Source organism: Kitasatospora sp. NPDC091257 (genome assembly GCF_044757675.1).
In the GTDB taxonomy this organism is placed as follows: domain Bacteria; phylum Actinomycetota; class Actinomycetes; order Streptomycetales; family Streptomycetaceae; genus Kitasatospora; species Kitasatospora lactacystinica.
Window position 1 is genome coordinate 1 of the sequence record NZ_JBIVVI010000039.1, and the last position, 17,015, is coordinate 17,015.

The window sequence follows — 17,015 nt, forward strand, 5'->3', positions numbered from 1 at the left end:
CCCCGGAGTGCCGAACACCCGGGGACACCTGCTGAGTCGACCGGATCGATTCCGTTCGGTCGTCGGGCCCGGTTGTCACCCCTCGTGCAGCGCCCACTTGTTGCTGTCGACCCGGGTGTTGCCGGGCAGGGCGATCAGTTCCGGCTTGAACAGCGGCTGGGTGTCCATCGCGGGTTCCCAGGTCGCCAGCTTCTCGTCCTGGGGGACCTCGATGCGCCGGTCCGCGGCGAGGTCGGCGACCACCTTCAGCAGCAGTCGCACGCCCAGCGGAGCCAGGTGGTCGCGCCACAGGCTCTGCGCGGTCGAGCCCGGGGGCACGAACAGGTGCTCCTGGGCGGCGAGCGGGCCGCCGTCGGTGCGCTCGGTGAGGTGGTAGACGCTCCCGCCCGTCACCTTGTCGCCGTCGCGGATGGTCCATCGGATCGCGTCCCGGCCGCGGTGCAGCGGCAGCAGGCTGGGGTGGTACCCGATGGTGGCGACGGTGGCCCTGGCGCGCGTGTTGCGGCCGAGGAAGGCGTGCGAGTGCGCGGCGACGATGATGTCCACCCCGTCCGGGATGTGCATCGCGCGCAGTTCGGCCGAGTCCGTCCAGGGGATGTCCCGGGGGAACGCCCAGGCGCGCAGGCGGTCCCAGGCCATCGCGTCGCTCTCGTCGGACTTGCCCTTGCGCAGCCGGGGCGCGGCCGCGCCGACGATCTTGTGACCGTTGTCCAGGAGGGCTTCCGCGACCTGAACCGCGAACGCCCCTTGTCCTGACATGTAGATGTTCATCCGCACTCCTGCGGTCGCTGGTTCGGGTGGTGGTCGCCGTCGGGTCGCCGTCAGGCCGCCGGCGTTCCCACCGCGGTGGTGAAGTGCTGCTCGACGTAGTCGAGGGCACCCTCACGGTCCGGGCAGGAGTGGACGATCCGCCAGCCGTCCGGGACGGCCAGGTGCGGCCGCCACAGCGCGTACTGCTCGTCGGCGTTCACGACGACCAGCCAGTCGCCCTCCCCGCCGTCGAAGGGGTTGCCGCTCATCGGTCGACCTCTTTCAGTCCGGAGTGATCGGGATCGAAGCGCACCGGCATGGTGGAGAACCCGGTCAGGAAGTTGGACCGGATGGGCAGCGCCTCGTCGGTCTGCTCGAAGCCGACGGTGAAGTCCCGCAGGGCCTTGAGCAGTTCGGCGATCTCCACCTTGGCCAGGTACGAGCCGACGCAGAAGTGCGGGCCGTAGCCGAAGGCCAGGTGCTTGTTGGGGGTGCGGCCGAGGTCGAACTCCTCGGGCCGCGCGAAGACCCGCTCGTCGCGGTTGCCGGAGGCGTGCCACAGGGTGACGATGTCGCCCTTCCGCAGCCGCACGCCGTGCAGTTCGGTCTCCCGCTCGACGCTGCGCCCGAAGTGCATGGTGGGCGAGGCCCAGCGCAGCACCTCGTCCACGGCGGTCTCGACGGCGACCTCGCCCTGCTTGAGCCGCCGCCACTGCTCGGGCTGGGCCGCGAGGGTGCGGACGCAGTCGATCATCGTCAGCCGGCTGGTCTCGTCGCCCCCGATGATCAGGCTGTAGCAGTTCAGCACGACGTCCTCGTCGGTCAGCGGCACCCCGTCGATGGCGCTGCCGATCAGCATGCTGATGACGTCCTCGCCCGGTGACTCGCGCCGTTCCTCGACGATGTCCATGAAGTACATCAGGATCTCGTTGCGGGCCATCTCGGAGTCGACCTCGTCGACGTCCTCGTCGTCCGCCGAGAGCGCGGTCTTGGTCAGGGAGAGCAGGTAGTCCCGGTCCCGCTCGGGCACGCCGAGCAGGTTCGAGATCGTGGTCATCGGGATCCGGCTGGCGATCTGCTCCGCGAAGTCGCAGCCGCCGGACTCGACCGCCTCGCGGATCCACTGCCGGGTGTTGACCCGGACGGTCTGCGCGACCTCGTCGAGCACCCTCGGCGAGAGCACCCGCTGGAGGATCTTGCGCAGTTCCAGGTGCCGGGGTCCGTCGGTGACGGCCAGCATCCGGCCGGCCCCGGCGTCGCCGCCCTCCAGGAGGGTGACGAGCACGTTGCCGCGCTGGGACGTGAAGTTCACGTTGTCCCGGTAGGTGGCCATGATGTCGTCGTAGCGGGAGAGCACCCAGAACCCCCGGCGGCCGCCGACCGGCGGATTCCAGTGCATCGGTGCGGTGTCCCGCAGGGTGCGCCAGAACCCGACGAGGTCGTGGTCCGCGAAGGTGGCCGGGTCTCCCAGGTCCAAGGTGTCCAGTGCCGGTGTGCTCATGGTCACCAGTCCGTACGCCAGAACCGGCGGGGCTGGAACGGGTAGGTGGGCAGCGGCACGCGGCGGCCGGCCTCCCCGAGGTGCAGGGCGTCGAAGTCCACCTGCTGGCCGGTCACCCAGGCGGCGGCCAGGTCGGACAGCGCCTCGTGGTCCCGGCCCGCCGGCACGATCCCGCTGTCGTTGCGCGAGAAGGCGCCCGGGTCGGTCCGCGGGGCGGCGGCGGTCGTGGTGGCCGCGCCGCGGGCGGCGTCGTCGGACAGCGCCGCGATCAGCTCCTCGCGGCTGCGGACCACGGCCGCCCACCGGCGGGCCATCACCTTGCGGCCGAGGTTGAGGGTGAAGCACACGTCGTCCAGGCGCAGGCCGGGGTTCGCCTCCAGCCACTCCTTGAGGCGGGTGCGCTGGCGGCCCAGCGCGTCGTCGTCCAGGGCGGACAGGGTGGCCAGCCGCGGCCGGCCCGCCTCCTCGGGAGCGCGCTCGGCGGGCGCCGGCGCCTCCTCCAGCAGCAGGTGGGCGTTGTAGCCGCCGCCGCCGATCGAGGTGATGCCCGCGCGGCGGATGCCGGCCTCCGGCTCCCAGGCCGCGCCCTCGATCTGCGGCACGAACGGGGTGCTGGGGAAGTCGAGGTCCTGGTTGACCTCCGTCAGGTTGATCGTCGCCGGGAGCGTCTTGTGGTACAGCGCCAGCGCGGCCTTGATCGCGCCGAAGCCGCCCGACACCACGCCGCCGTGGCCCACGTTGCCCTTGACCCCGCCGATCGAGGTGGTCGCGGTCTGCTTCCCGAACGCCATGGTCGCCGCGTGCACTTCGAGCTCGTCGGTCATCGGCAGGCCGAGGCCGTTGGCCTCGTACATGGACACGGTGTCCGGGGTGACGCCGCCCACCTCCATGGCGGCGGCGATGCAGGCGCTCAGCCGCTCGGGCTGGGCCAGGCCGTACGCCATCGCGCTGACGCCGTTGTTGTTGACGGCCGAGCCCCGGACCACGGCGTAGACGTGGTCGCGATCGGCGACGGCCTGGCCGAGCGGCTTCAGCAGCACGGTGACCACGCCGCTGGACAGCGCGGTGCCGGTGCCGTTGGCGTCGAACGGGCGGCAGTGGCCGTCCTTCGACAGGATGCGGTTCTCCTCCCAGAGGTGACCGCGGGGGTGCGGCAGGCGGACCATCGAGCCGCCGGCTATCGCCATGTCGCTCTGGCCCAGCAGCAGCGACTGGCAGGCCAGGTGCACCGAGTAGTGGAAGCCCGCACAGACGGCGGCGACGGTGACGGCCTCGCCGGTGAGGCCCATGTAGTACAGCGCGTTGGAGGTCATGGTGTCCGGCGACCACGCCAGGCTGGCCTCGATCGCCTCGGGGCCGACCGACACCCGGTCCGGCGGGGAGCTGTAGAGCGCGGCGGTCTGCGGGTTGTTGGCGCCGTACATGCCGATCTCGGCCTTGAGCCGGTCCGGGTCGTAGCCGCCGTCCTCCAGCGACTCCCAGGCGCTCTCCAGGAACAGCCGGTTCTCCGGGGTCATCGCGGCCGCCATCCGGTCGCTGATGCCGAACACCGACGGGTCGAACTTGTCGTACGTGTCGAGCACGCCGCAGGCCCGTACGTAGAACGGGCTGTGGATCAGGGTCTCGTCGACGTGGATGTCCTCCTTGGCCAGGAAGGACACGGTCTCCCGGCCGTTGACGAGGATGTCCCAGAACTGCTCCTTGGTGCGGGCACCCGGTGCCCGCAGGGACATGCCGATGATGGCCACGTCACCCGGGTCGTACTCCTGCTCGGGGCTGTCGGTCATGGAAGGCTCCTGCTTCGTGTCGGGTAGGGGGCGTGACTCAGCGGCCGGTGGCGCCGCCGCGGCCGCGCAGGGCGGCACGGCGGGCACCGGCCCGCTGGCGGGCCGACTGGACCACCTCGGGGGTGGCGCCGAACTCGTCGTCGAGCCAGCGGGCGAGGGAGGCGATGTCGCGGAAGCTGAAGAGGTCGGGCACGCGGACGCGGCGGTCGAAGCGCCGGGTCATCAGCCGGGCGAGGCGGACGAGCAGCAGCGAGTCGCCGCCGAGGTCGTAGAAGGCGGACTGCACGTCGATGGTCGACGGTTCGAGGTCGAGCAGCTGGCCCCAGATCTCCGACAGCGCGATCTCGGTCGGCGTGGCGGCGGCGGTCAGCGGCCCGTCGGTGTCGGCGGCCGGCGGCTCGGGCAGCGCGTTGCGGTCGAGCTTCCCGCCCGGGCCCAGCGGGAGGGCGTCCAGGAACACGAGCGTCGCGGGCACCATGTAGTCGGGCAGTTCGACGGCGAGCCTGCCGGTGACGGCGCTCTGGAGCGCGGCGTCCAGCCGGGGGCCGTCCTGCGGCGCGCCGTCGCCCGCGGGCACGACGTAGCCGACGAGCCGGTTGCCCCGGACGGTGGCGGCGGCCTCCCGGACCTCGGGGCAGGCGGTCAGCCGGGCCTCGACCTCCTCCAGCTCGATCCGGTAGCCGCGCAGCTTGACCTGGTGGTCGGAGCGGCCGAGGAACTGGAGTTCGCCGCTCTCGGTGAACTTGACGACGTCCCCGGTGCGGTACATGCGCTCGCCGCTGCGGAACGGGTCCGGCAGGAACCGCTCGGCGGTGGTGCGCGGCCGGTTGACGTAGCCGTGCGCGAGGCCGACGCCGCCGAGGTAGAGCTCGCCGGCCTCGCCGACCGGCAGCGGCTTCAGCTCGTCGTCGAGCACGTAGACCAGGTCGGTGGTGGTCGGCGGGCCGATGGTCGGCTCGTCGGTCCCCTCCTCGGGCACCAGCCCGAACGAGCAGAAGACGGTGCCCTCGGTAGGGCCGTAGGCGTTGAACACCCGGGTGGCGCCGGTCTCCTGGTAGGCCCGGTCGACCAGCTTGCGGCGCAGGGCCTCGCCGCCGAACACGATCGAGCGCACGTTCGGGGGCAGGGCGCCGGCGTCGAGCAGGCCGTTCATCACCGACGGGACGACGGACAGGTGGGTGACCCGGTCCACGTACCGGCTCTCCGGCAGGTGCACGGCGCTCTCGACGAGCACCACGGCGCCGCCGCGGCACAGCGCGTTGAAGATCTCCATCACGGACAGGTCGAAGCAGATCGAGCTGGCGGCCGAGACGCCGCTCAGGTCGCAGCCCTCCAGGACCCGGTCCATCTCGGCGAGCATCGCCACGGCGCCGGAGTGCCGCACGGCCACGCCCTTGGGCCTGCCGGTGGAGCCCGAGGTGTAGATGACGTACGCGGTGTCCTCGGGCACGACCGCGACGGGCTTCGCGCCGGCCTCGGTGGTCACGCCGTCCCCGAGCACGACGACCGTCGGCCCGGGCGGGCAGCTGGCCCGGGACGCGGGCGTGGTGAGCAGCAGGCGGGTCCCGCTGTCCTGGACCATGAAGGTCAGCCGGTCGGCGGGGTAGTTCGGGTCCAGCGGCAGGTAGCAGGATCCGGAGCGCAGGGCCGCCAGGACGGCGACGAGCAGGTCGGGGGTGCGCTCGACGCAGATGCCGACCGGGACGCCGGGGCCCGCGCCGTCGGCGACCAGCCGCTCGGCCAGCACCCGGGACCGCTCGTTCAGCTCGCCGTAGGTCAGGACGCCGGCGTCGGAGTAGACCGCGGTCGCGTCGGGGTTCTTGACCGCCTGGGCGATGAACTCGGAGTGCAGGGTTTCGGTCACTTGTCCGTCTCCTTGGGGAGGCCGGTCGGCGCGATGTCGCCGAGGGCCTGGTCGGGTCGGGCGATCGAGTCGAAGAGCACGGTGCGGTACAGCGCGAGCAGGGCCGTCACGGTCCGCCGCTCCAGGTAGCTCGGCTTGAACTGGACGTGGCCGGCCACCCTGCCGTCGATGTCGGCCATCGAGATCTCCAGGTCGAATTTGGCGAGGTGCCGGCGCACCTGGAGCGGTTCGAGTGGCAGCGCGCCGTCCGGGGCGATGGTCTCGCCGATGCCGTGGAAGAGCTTGACGGAGCGGGGGAAGGCGTCCGAGGACAGCCAGTTGACCACCACGTCGAACCAGGGGGAGCGGCCCTCGGCGCGCGGCGGCTTCAGCTGGGAGGCCAGCAGGTCGAGCGGGTAGTTCATGTGCTCCAGGAGGCCGAGCGAGAAGGCATGGACCTCGCTCAGCAGCTCGCGGAAGCTCCGCCCGCCGGAGGGGTTCGCCCGCACCAGCACGGTGTTGAGGTAGTAGCCGATGGCGGACTCCCAGCCGGGCTCGGCCCGTTGGGCGATGGCGGTGGCCAGCACCGAGTCCTCGGTCCCGGCCGCGCGGTTGAGCGTGGCGAAGAACCCGGCCAGCACGACGGTGCTCACCGACACGCCCTCGCGCACCGCGAACTCCCGCAGCAGGCGGGTCTCCTCGGCGCTCCAGCGGAACGCGATGTCGCGGCCCTCGTAGGTGACGCCCGGCGGCCGCTCCTTGCTGGAGAGGTCGAGGTGGGCGGGCGGGTCGGCCAGCTTCCGCGACCACCAGTCCAGGGCCGCCTCGGCCGCCGGACCGGCCAGCCACTGCCGCTCCCACTCGACGAACTCGGTGTACGGGGCGACCGGCGCGCTGCGGGCGGGGTCGGCGCCCTCGTAGTACTCCTGGAGTTCGCGGATCATGACGTCGGCCGAGGCCGCGTCCGACGCGATGTGGTGGACGAGCACCATCAGGTAGTGGTCGGACGGTCCGCGCCGCATGAGGACGATCCGCACCAGCGGCCCGTTGTCCATGTCGAGCGGCTCGTGCCCGTACTGGGCCAGCTCCTCGCGGGCCTGCTCGTCGTCCAGGTCGGAGGTGTCCACCACGAGGAACTCGTACACCGGCTCGTCCAGGACGACCTGGTACGGGCTGCCGCCCGCCTCCACGAAGACGGTGCGCAGCGCGGGGTGCCGGTCCAGCACGGCCCGGACGGCGTGCTCCAGGGCCTCCTCGTCGACCGCCGTCCGGATCCGGGCGGTCACCATGAAGTTGTACGGCACGGCGTCCGGCGCGACCATCTGCATGAACCAGAGCGAGGCCTGGCCGTGCGAGGCCGGCGCCACTTCGAGACCGAGGCCTTCGGCGCGCAGCTGCTCCAGCGCCGGCGCGTCGGTGGCCTCCAGCAGCCCGCGCGCGTCCAGCTCCTCCACCAGCTCCTCGGCGTCCAGTTCGGACAGGTCCTCCAGGAACGACCGCTTCGGCGCGGCCTCGGGGACCGGGGCGGGCCGGGCGGCCGCGGCCGGCGCCTGGGGCGCCGGCACCGCCGGGGCGGGCGCGGCCGGTCCGCCGGAGAGCCCGACGAAGTGGCCGACGACCTCGGCGATGGAGCGCCCGTCCAGGAACACCACCGGCGACACCCGGTGCCCGAGCACCGCCTGCATCTTGTTGACGAGGCGGATCGCCAGCATCGAGTCGAGGCCGAAGTCGCGCAGACCGGCGTTCTCGTCGAACCTGCTCACCGGCACGCCCAGCGCGTCGGCCAGTTCGGCGAGGACGACCTCCGCCACCGGCCGGTCCGCCGTGGCCGGCGCCGCCGCCGGCCGCACCTCGACCGGAGCGGCCACCGTCGCGGCCACGGCCGCGGTCCCGACGGCCGGGGCGGGCGCCGTCGCGCCGCGGGGCTCGGTGTCGGTGTCGATCCAGTAGCGCTCCTTCTGCCACTGGACGAGCGGGGTCTCCACGAGTTCGACGTCGTCGGCGAAGAGCGGGTCGAAGGTCAGCGGCAGGCCCCTGACGTACAGCGAGGCGGCGGCGCCCAGCAGGCAGCGGACGTCGCTCTCCTCACGCCGCAGGGAGTTGATCGCGTGCACCTGGACGCCGCGGGACAGCCCGATCTCCTCGACCGCGCCGCGCAGCGTCTCGTGCGGGCCGATCTCGATGAAGGTGGAGACACCCCGGTCGACCAGCGCACCGATCGTCTCGGCGAACCGGACCTGGTTGCGCAGGTTGTGCACCCAGTAGTCGACGTCGGCGACCGGGTTCACCGTGTCGGCCAGCGCGGTGGAGTGGAAGGGGATGGCCGGCGCCAGCGGGGTGATGCCGTCGATGCTCTCGCGCAGCGGCTCGATCAGCGGGTCCATGCCGGGGCTGTGCACCGGCCGTTCGACCCGGATCCGCCGGACCGAGACGCCGTCCCGCCTGAGATCGGCCTCCAGGGCGTCGACGGCCTCGGGCGAGCCGGAGACCGCCGCGCTGGTGGGGCTGTTGACCACGGCGACGGCGGCGTGCTCGGCGTACGGGGCGAGCCGCGGCCGCAGCTCCTCCTCCGGCAGGTCGACCGAGATCATGGCGCCCTCGGCGGCCTTGCGCTCCAGCAGGTGCGAGCGCGCGACCACGACCCGGGCGGCGTCCTCCAGCGACAGCGCGCCGGCCACGCAGGCGGCCGCGACCTCGCCCAGGCTGTGCCCGACGACGGCCGCCGGCTCGATGCCCAGGTCGATCCAGACCTTCGCCAGCGAGACCTGCAGGGCGAACAGCACGGGCTGCTGGAAGTCCATCTCCTCGTACCGGGCCTCCTCCGCGGGGGCGGCGAGGTGGTCGAGCACCGAGAAGCCGCCGGCCGCGCGCACGGCGGCGTCGCAGGCGTGCATCGAGGCCCGGAAGCCGGCGTGGGAGCGCAGCAGTTCGCGGCCCATGCCGACCCACTGGGTGCCGCCGCCGGAGAACACCAGCGCCACCCGCCGGTCGGCGTTGCCGGAGACCGTGCCCGTGACCACGTCGGGGTGCGGCTGCCCGGCGGCGACCCGGGCGAGTCCGTCCAGGACGTCCTGCCGGTCGCGGGCGAACAGCGCGATCCGGTGGCTGTGGTGGGTGCGCCTGGCGGCGAGGGTGTAGGCGAGGTCGGAGACCCGCAGGCCGGGGTCGCGTTCGACGTGGTTGGACAGCTCGCGGCAGGTGTCGGTCAACGCGCCCGCGGTCCGGGCGGTGACGGGCACCAGGTGCAGCTGCCCGTCGGCCGCGGCGTCGCCCGGGCTCGGCGCGACGTGCCGTCCCCGGTCGCCGGCCAGGAAGGGGTGGGCCGCGACGGGGTGCCCGGCGGTGTACAGGGCGCCGAGCGAGCCGAGCAGGGTCGAGGCCTCGTCGGCGCCGCGCCGCAGCGAGGGCAGGGTGGTCGCCGGCAGGATCTCCGAGGCCGACTTGAGCAGGAGGGGGTGCGGGCTGAGCTCGATCACCGCGTCGACGTCGTGGTCGCGCAGCTTCGTCAGGGCGTCGACCACCCGGATCTCCCGGCGCAGGTTGTCCGCCCAGTAGTCCGGTCCGAGCTCCGCGCCGTCGACGAGTTCGCCGGTGACCGTCGAGATCATCGGGATGCGGGTGCTCCGGGGCCTGATGCCGTCGAGCTCGACCTTCAGCGGGGCGAGGACGTGGTCGACCAGCGCCGAGTGCGGGGCGTGGCCCATCCGCACCCGGTGGTTGGTGACGCCGGCCGCGGTCAGCCGCTCGACGAGGTCGTCGATCTCCTGCGGCGTGCCGGTGACGAGCGTGGAGTTGAGGCCGTTGTAGCCGGAGAGGGTGAGCCCGCCGGTCAGGTGCGGCCGGACCTCGTCCGCGGGGGCCATCACCACGATGCCCTCGCCGCGGCCCACGGCCAGCAGCTGGAGGAGCCGGCCGTGGTGGGCGGCCAGGCGGGAGGCGTCGTCGAAGTCGAGGGCGCCGGCGATGTGGGAGGCGGCGAACTCGCCGACGCTCTGCCCCACGACGACATCCGGCTCCACCCCCAGCGAGCGCCAGGTCTCGGCCAGCGCGACCTGCAGGGAGAACAGCAGCGGCTGGAAGACGTCCATGTCGTCGAGGCGGCCGTCGGGGGCCAGCAGCTGTTCGACGAGCGAGAAGCCGAGCAGCTCCCGCATCCGCTTGTCGGACTTCATCATCGACCGGCGGAACACCGGCTGGCCGGCGAGCAGTTGCCGGCCCATGCCGACCCACTGCGAGCCGTTGCCCGAGAACAGGAACGCCACCCGCGGCCGGCGGCCGGCCTGCTCGCCGACGCTCAGTCCGGGGGCCTGCGCACCGCTGCCGAAGGCGTCGAGGCTGCTCCTGAGTTCGGCCATGTCGCGGGCGGTGGCCGCGAGCCGGAACGGGCCGTCGCCGGGCGTGCGGCGGCAGAGCGCGCGCAGGTCGGTCGCGTCGCGCAGCGCCCGGGCCCGCTCGGCCAGCGCCTCGCGGGAGTCCGCGGCCAGCAGCAGGAGCGAGGCCTCGGGGCGCGGCAGCTCCTCGACGGCGACGTGGCAGATCGAGCCGCCGAACCCGAACGAACTGACGCCGCCGCGGCGGGCGTCGGAGTGCCGCGGCCACGGCTCCAGCCGGTCCTGGACGGTGAGGTTGTACTCGTCGAACAGGATCTGCGGGTTCGGCGCGGTGTAGTGCAGGCTCGGCGGCAGCACGCCGTTGCGCATCGACATCGCGAGCTTGACCAGGCCGACGATGCCGGCGGCCGCCTCCAGGTGGCCGACGTTGGACTTGACGGAGCCGAGCCGCAGCGGCTGCGGGCGGTCGCCGCCCAGGACGGCGCCGATGGCGTTGGCCTCGATCGGGTCGCCGAGCGGTGTCGCGGAGCCGTGGCACTCGATGTAGTCCACGAGGTCCGGGGAGATGCCGGCCCGCTGCCAGGCGGTGCGGAGCATCTTCTCCTGCGCCTGGGGGTTGGGCGCCGTCATGCCGTTGCTCAGGCCGTCGTTGTTGGAGGAGCTGCCCTTGATCAGGCAGTACACCGGCAGGTCGCGCTCCAGCGCCACGCTCAGCGGGGCGAGCACGACGACGCCGGCGCCCTCGCCGCGGACGTAGCCGTTGGCGCGGGCGTCGAAGGACTTGCAGCGGCCGTCCGGGGCGAGCGCGCCCATCGCGTCCATGGCGGTGTAGTAGTCGGAGACGAAGCTCAGGTTCACGCCACCGGCGAGCACCAGGTCGCTCTCGCCCAGCTGGATCGACTGGCAGCCCACGTGCACCGAGATCAGAGACCCCGCGCAGGCGGAGTCGATGGCCATGCTGGGGCCCTGCAGGCCGAGGATGTAGGAGACGCGGTTGGCGATGATGCCGTCGTGCATGCCGGTCGCGGTGTGCGGGGTGATCTGGCTGTCGGGGCCGCGGTAGTGCGCCAGGGCGGCGTAGTCGCCCCAACAGGAGGCCATGAACACGCCGGTGTCACTGCCGACCAGGCTGTGCGGCGCGATGCCCGCGTCCTCCAGCGCCTCCCAGGACAGCTCCAGGATCAGGCGCTGCTGCGGGTCCATCTGGACGGCCTCGCGGGGCGAGATGCCGAAGAACAGCGGGTCGAAGCGGTCGATGCCGTCGATGAATCCGCCCCAGCGCACCCGGTCGTTCAGCAGCTCGCGGCGGGCGCCCGGCACCGGTCCGACGGCGTCGCCGCCCTCGACCAGCAGCCGCCAGAACGCGGACGGGTCCGGCCCTCCGGGGAACCGGCAGCCGATGCCCACGACCGCGACGGGCTCGTGCGAGGGCGTGCGGCGCCGGGTGGTCGGGGCGGGCTCCGCGGCACGCGGGCCCTCGACGAGTGCCCGGGCCAGGCCGTCGACGGTCGGGTACTGCCACATCCAGGTGGCGGGGACCTGCCAGCCGAGGAACTCGGACAGGGCGGCCGCGAGGTTCACCGACTTCAGCGAGTCCAGTCCGTACCGGTGCATCGGCGCCCACCGGTCCACCGAGTTCGGGGACAGGTCCAACAGCTCGGCAAAACGGGATAGCAGGAAGTCCGTGACGGCGGATATGTCTCGCGCTGCGCGCTCTTGGGGCATGGCGACTCCCTCAGCAGGGCTGGTGAAATGGGCGGGTGGAGCTTCACAACCGATCGTTCACAAGGGGGGCTCGTCAGTGATTCCGCATCAAGGCAGTTCGACGACGAATGCTAGATCCGACCTGTACATGACATGCATGGACATGCGATGGGACAACACTGCTCCTCGCGCGGGGAGGGGGGAATGGCTGCCCGAAGTTCCGGCTGTGCGGTGCGGCCGTGCATGGTGTGACGACGGCAAACTTCGAAGTGACTCGGGTGGTCGCGATTCAGCGGCTCACTGTGGAATTCTCACCGCCCCCGTGCGGCCCTGCCGGTGGATCTGTCGTGCAATCTCGCTGCCGGGATTTCGCAGTGCCGCTTTCTTTCGTCCGCCCTTGAGCGCGGAGAGTCCAGCGACTCCAGGATTGCGCACTTTGCGGGCCGGTTGAAGCGCTGGCGAGATTTGATCGCCAAAGTGTCCGATTCGATCTCCTCGGACGGTACCGTTCAGTTCCATCTGCGGGCGCGGGGCGGAGTGGACAGCGGACGATCGACCAATGCAAGCTGTCCGCATGGCAGTTGACAAATTTGATAGGGCGTCAGCCGATGCCAGCAGCTCCTTACCCGGACGCGACCACCTCGGGCGGGCACTCGCCGGCCGCGACTTCCACGGCAGGCCCGCATGACCGACACCACTGACACCACCGGCGACACCACCGGCGCCGCGGCCTCACGGGTCCGCCGGCCGGGACTCGCACTCGGCGTCCTGGCCGGGGCGCTGGCCCTGGACGTGAGCGGCCTCGGAGTGCTCAACGCGGCGCTGCCCTCGGTGGGGGAGCGCTTCCACCTGGACGAGAGCACGCTCCAGTGGGTGATGACCGCCTACGCCGTCACGTTCGCCGGCTTCCTGCTGGTGGGCGGCCGACTGGCCGACGTGATCGGGCGGCGGCGGGTGTTCGAGGCCGGCGTCGCCCTGTTCACCGTCTCCGCGCTGGTCGGGGCGGTGGCCCCCAACACCGTGACGCTGCTGGGCGCGAGAGCGGTCCAGGGCATCGGCGCCGCCCTGTCGGGGCCGGCCGCGCTGGCCCTGCTCACCGACACGTTCCCGGCCGGTCCGGCGCGCAACCGGGCCTTCGGGGTGTACGCGGCCGTCGGCGCCGCGAGCTTCAGCGGCGGGGTGCTGCTGGGCGGCGTCCTGACCGAGTTCTTCGGCTGGCGCTCGGTGCTGTGGTTCTCGGTGCTGGTGGGTCTCGGTGTGCTGGGCGCGACGCGCATCGGACTGCCCGACGGCGTCGGGCACCGCGGTCGACTGGACCTGCCCGGAGCGATCACGGGCACGCTCGGCCTCACCCTGCTCGTCGTCGGCGTGAGCAGCAGCGGCGCCACGGCGTGGATCGTGCTCGGCGCCGCGGTGCTCTCCCTGGTGCTGTTCGTGGTGCGCGAGCACCGCACCGCCGACCCGGTGCTTCCGCTCGGCCTCTTCCGGATCGGCTCGGTGCGGGAGGCGAGCCTGGCCGCGTTCCTCCAGTACATGGGCTCGGTCGGGATGCTGTTCTTCGCGCCCCTGTACCTGCAGGGGATGCTGCACTACTCGCCCTTCGAGTCCGGCATCGCCCTGGTGCCGATGTCCCTGGCGGTGTTCCTCACCGCCAACTTCGCCACCGGCCGCCTGCTGGCCACGTACTCCCCGCGGACGCTGATGGCCGTCGGCCTCGTCCTGATCGGCGTGGGCACCGGGCTGTGGCTGGGCACGCCGCAGGACGGGAACTACCTGTTGCACGTGATGCCCGGTCTGGTGGTCAGCGGCATCGGCCAGGGGCTGAACTTCCCCTCGATGACGTCCGCCGGCCTCTCCGGCGTCCCGGAGCAGCAGCAGGCCGTCGCCGGCGCGGTGAACGTCGTGACGCAGCAGATCGGCGCCAGCGCGGGCGTGGCGGTGATGGTCCTGGTTGCGGGGACCAGCGGCGACCAGCTCGCCGGGTACCACCTCGCCTACGTCACCGCCGCCGTCGCGTGCGTGGTGGGTGCGGCGGTCATCGCCGTGAGGCGACGGGCCTGAGTCTCCTCCCGGGGGCGGTGGCCGGCGTGAGCCGGCCGCCGCCCCTTCGTCATGTCCGGGGAGCCCGTGGCGCGTCGGCCGCCGTCCCCCGTGGGCCCGGAGCCCCGCCCCCGGGCCGCGCGGCCGGCTCCCCGGCGCCGGCTCAACCGGCCTCGGAGAGCCGTTCGTTCCTGGCGAGGGCCGCCGCCCGGACGTCCAGCAGCGCGAGCAGGACGGGCGGGTCGAGGGCGTGCACGGGTCGCAGGCGCAGTTCGAGCGGCTTCGGCGGGACGTTCGCCCTGATCTCGACGGGGCCGACGGAGCCGACGGAGACCTCGCCGGTGAGGACTTCGTCGAAGGAGGCGGGGACGGAGTGGGCGAGGAGGTACCAGGTCCCGGGCGGCACGTGTTCGAGGAGGAAGGCGCCGGGGCGGGGGAGGACGGTGCAGGCGGCCGGCCGGCCCTCCGGGATGCGGGTGCGGAAGAGCCCGACGAAGACGCGGCCGAGGCCGTCGGCGACGGGAGCCCGGATCTCGCCGCGGACGGTGGCGAGATCCGTGGGTCGGGCCCAGCGCCGCCGTTCGAGTTCGATGCTGGTGGTGAAGCCGCGTAACTGGCGGAACATCGTGGGCGACGTGCCGACGCTGCTGGCGAACCGTGAGCTGAAGGTGCCGACGCTGTTGTAGCCGACGCGGTGGCTGATCTCGGTCACGCTGAGGTCCGTCTCGATGAGCAGACGTTTGGCGGCCTCGATGCGGATGGCGGACAGGAAGCGTCTCGGTGAGACCCCGGTCACCCGCTGGAATTCCCGGGAGAAGTGGAATTTGCTGTAGACGGCCGCCTGCGCCATGTCGTCTATGGTCAGTATTTCGCCGATGTTCTCGTGCATGACCTCGATGGCTCGGGCCACGGCCTCTTCGATTGCGGGCTTCACAATGACTCCAGGTTCTCGCAGTACCGGTGGACGACGGAAACTCCACTCCGGTATTGCGTCCTGGAACGCGGCCGAGGGGGGCGGGCGGCCTGAGATACCGGAGCGCGCGAGGTTTACCCTCTCCCTTCTGTTAAGCGACGGTGACACACCGTGGCACCGTGATAACGACTGATGACCGTAGCAGGCGGACATGACAAGTTCAACGACTTCCTCGCGCGTTGATTTGGCAAAGTCGAGAGGTGGAATACCGGCCGGTATGCGTTTGAACTATTGAAGCAATTGGCGAGATGCGCCGGAGGGGGGCATACGGATGTCACGGACGGGACGGATGTGATTCAGGAGTACTCATGTGACGGCTGCGCCGGCCCGGCGTCGGAGCGGAACCGTTCGGGAATTCACCGCGGATCGCGCCGGCCCCGCCCTCAGTCCGAGTCGGTCGTCGCCGGGTCCACCTCCTCCCACAGTCGCTCCACGGAGGCCGCCACCGATGCGACCGCGGCCTCCAGGATGTCGCCGGCCGCGACCATCAGCCCCACCAACTGCGCCTCCAGCAGCCGATCGGCGTCGCACGGCTCGGTCAGGTAGTCGCCGAGCTCCAGGACCACCAAACCGTGCACCGCGGACCACATCTGATGCGCCACCAGCTCGGCGTCCTCCGAGCGGAACCGGCCCGCCTCGATGCAGCGGGCGGCGCACTCGGCCACGCCGGCCAGAGTGTAACGGCCGTATTGCCGGTCCTCCTCGCCCAGCGAGAACCCGGCCAGCGAGGAGCCCCCGAACATCACCGCGTACAGGTGGGGGTTGGCCAGCGCATTGCACCGGTACGCACGACCCAGCAACGCCAGGTCGCTCACCGGGTCGTCACTGAACTCCACCAGGGTGAAGTAGTGCTGGAGCCGGGTGAACCCTTCATGAACCATGGCGCGCACCAGCCCGCGCATTCCGTTGAAGTGGGTGTACAGGGCCATGGTGGAGGTGCCGCTCTCGCTCGCGATGCGGCGGGCGGACAGCGCCTGCGGCCCTTCCTCCGCCAGCAACCGGGCGGCGATGTCCACCAGTGCCGGACGGGCACCGGGATCCGTGCGACGCGGACTCATTCCCTCAGTCAAGCAAAACGCCCTTATGTCAGGGACGTTCGCGCCCACAACCCTCCGATCCCCGCACAATGCGAGAAGCAGCCCGCGCGGCGCCGGGCATAGCTTTCCAGTCACTCAGCGCGACATTCCAGGGGCGGCCGACGGCCGGAGGAGAAATGTCGACGCCCGGTCGCGCGACCACCACACCAGCGCTCGACGGAGGTCGCTCTTGTCCACCACCACACCCCCCGGCCGGACCACCGGCGCCACACTGCTCCTCGCCCTGGGCAGCCTGATCGTGCTGGTCTCCTCCGCAGTGGCCTTCCACCACTCCTTCGCCATGGATCCCGCGATGCCGATGGCCCACATGGCGGCCGACGACGGGCGAAAGCTGCACGGCATGGCCCTGTCGGAGATGCCGGAGATGTTCACCGCCCTCGCCGGCCTGCTGATCGTGGTGGCCGGCGCCGCCCTGCGCGGGCGGCCGAAATCCGTCGAGGCCGACTCCGGGACGGGGCGGCGCGGCCGGCTGCTGATTCTTCTCATCGGTACGGCCGCCCTCACCATCGACATCAGCAAGACCTCCACCCTGGGCTTCGTCATCCCCGGCATGCGGGCCGAGTACGGGCTCGACCCCCGCGCGGCCTCCCTGCTGGCGGTCTGCGGACTGACCGGGACGGCGACCGGGGCGCTGCTGTTCGGCGTGCTCACCGACCGGATCGGCCGCCGCAGCTCCTACCTGATCGCCACCCTCGGGTTCACCGCCACCAGCATGTGCGGCTCGATGCCCACCTTCGAGGGCAACCTGGTGATGTGCGCCCTCATGGGCGTGGCGGTCGGCGGCCTCGCCCCGCTGCTGATCACCCTGCTCACCGAGACCGTCGGCGGAAAGGTCCGCGGATCGGTGGTGGTGGCGCTCTCCGTCGTCGCCACCGCGGTCGGCTACCTGGTCGCCGCCGGCTCGGCGCTGTGGCTGGAACCGGTGTTCGGCTGGCGGATCCTGTGGCTGATCGGCGCCCCCACCGGTGCCGTGCTGGCCCTCCTCACCC

General features: G+C 72.0%; 10 protein-coding genes. 2 read left to right on the forward strand and 8 right to left on the reverse strand.

Features of this window, described 5'->3' with window-relative positions:
* Nucleotides 1-75 precede the first annotated feature (75 nt).
* From ACIQOV_RS03405 to ACIQOV_RS03430, 6 genes are read right to left on the reverse strand one after another with little or no spacing between them, the layout of a single operon-like run.
* Entirely contained in the window at nucleotides 76-771 is a 696-nt protein-coding gene (locus tag ACIQOV_RS03405; protein ID WP_359906746.1) for a formyltransferase family protein, read from the reverse strand.
* Nucleotides 772-821: 50 nt separating this feature from the next.
* The gene (locus ACIQOV_RS03410) at nucleotides 822-1,019 is read right to left on the reverse strand and encodes an MbtH family protein (protein WP_359906749.1); all 198 of its coding nucleotides are present in this window, start codon (nucleotides 1,017-1,019) and stop codon (nucleotides 822-824) included.
* A complete protein-coding gene (locus ACIQOV_RS03415; RefSeq protein WP_401044325.1) occupies nucleotides 1,016-2,257 on the reverse strand; it encodes a cytochrome P450 in 1,242 nt (413 codons plus the stop codon). Before ACIQOV_RS03415 ends, ACIQOV_RS03410 begins: the two co-directional genes overlap by 4 nt.
* Nucleotides 2,254-4,038 carry a beta-ketoacyl synthase N-terminal-like domain-containing protein gene (locus ACIQOV_RS03420; protein WP_401044328.1) on the reverse strand — a complete coding sequence of 595 codons (1,785 nt, stop codon included), beginning with the start codon at nucleotides 4,036-4,038 and terminating at the stop codon, nucleotides 2,254-2,256. The genes ACIQOV_RS03415 and ACIQOV_RS03420 overlap by 4 nt, the downstream gene beginning before the upstream one ends.
* A gap of 37 nt (nucleotides 4,039-4,075) precedes the next feature.
* Nucleotides 4,076-5,902: an amino acid adenylation domain-containing protein gene (locus ACIQOV_RS03425; protein WP_401044331.1), complete on the reverse strand. Its 1,827-nt coding sequence runs from the start codon at nucleotides 5,900-5,902 to the stop codon at nucleotides 4,076-4,078.
* Complete coding sequence (locus ACIQOV_RS03430; RefSeq protein WP_401044334.1) at nucleotides 5,899-11,937, reverse strand: acyltransferase domain-containing protein; 6,039 nt, start codon at nucleotides 11,935-11,937, stop codon at nucleotides 5,899-5,901. The genes ACIQOV_RS03425 and ACIQOV_RS03430 overlap by 4 nt, the downstream gene beginning before the upstream one ends.
* Before the next feature lie 663 nt (nucleotides 11,938-12,600).
* Here ACIQOV_RS03430 and ACIQOV_RS03435 point away from each other — a divergent pair.
* Entirely contained in the window at nucleotides 12,601-13,977 is a 1,377-nt protein-coding gene (locus tag ACIQOV_RS03435; RefSeq protein ID WP_401044337.1) for an MFS transporter, read from the forward strand.
* A 142-nt stretch (nucleotides 13,978-14,119) separates the two neighbouring features.
* Here the strand turns inward: ACIQOV_RS03435 and ACIQOV_RS03440 are convergent, their stop codons facing one another.
* Together ACIQOV_RS03440 and ACIQOV_RS03445 are read right to left on the reverse strand one after the other, a co-directional pair.
* On the reverse strand, nucleotides 14,120-14,845 hold the full coding sequence (locus ACIQOV_RS03440) for a helix-turn-helix transcriptional regulator (protein WP_359915572.1): 726 nt from the start codon (nucleotides 14,843-14,845) through the stop codon (nucleotides 14,120-14,122).
* A gap of 467 nt (nucleotides 14,846-15,312) precedes the next feature.
* Nucleotides 15,313-15,987, reverse strand: a complete 675-nt coding sequence (locus ACIQOV_RS03445) for a TetR/AcrR family transcriptional regulator (RefSeq protein WP_401044340.1) — start codon at nucleotides 15,985-15,987, stop codon at nucleotides 15,313-15,315.
* 208 nt (nucleotides 15,988-16,195) lie between these two features.
* Here ACIQOV_RS03445 and ACIQOV_RS03450 point away from each other — a divergent pair.
* A partial coding sequence (locus ACIQOV_RS03450; RefSeq protein WP_401044343.1) for an MFS transporter occupies nucleotides 16,196-17,015 on the forward strand: 820 nt, incomplete at its 3' end.

Bases quoted from the DNA above. Each gene is read 5' to 3' on its own strand.
- ACIQOV_RS03410 (WP_359906749.1), bottom strand. From the start codon at position 1,019: ATGAGCGGCAACCCCTTCGACGGCGGGGAGGGCGACTGGCTGGTCGTC.
- ACIQOV_RS03445 (WP_401044340.1), bottom strand. From the start codon at position 15,987: ATGAGTCCGCGTCGCACGGATCCCGGTGCCCGTCCGGCACTGGTGGAC.
- ACIQOV_RS03405 (WP_359906746.1), bottom strand. From the start codon at position 771: ATGAACATCTACATGTCAGGACAAGGGGCGTTCGCGGTTCAGGTCGCG.
- ACIQOV_RS03420 (WP_401044328.1), bottom strand. From the start codon at position 4,038: ATGACCGACAGCCCCGAGCAGGAGTACGACCCGGGTGACGTGGCCATC.
- ACIQOV_RS03440 (WP_359915572.1), bottom strand. From the start codon at position 14,845: ATGCACGAGAACATCGGCGAAATACTGACCATAGACGACATGGCGCAG.
- ACIQOV_RS03430 (WP_401044334.1), bottom strand. From the start codon at position 11,937: ATGCCCCAAGAGCGCGCAGCGCGAGACATATCCGCCGTCACGGACTTC.
- ACIQOV_RS03435 (WP_401044337.1), top strand. From the start codon at position 12,601: ATGACCGACACCACTGACACCACCGGCGACACCACCGGCGCCGCGGCC.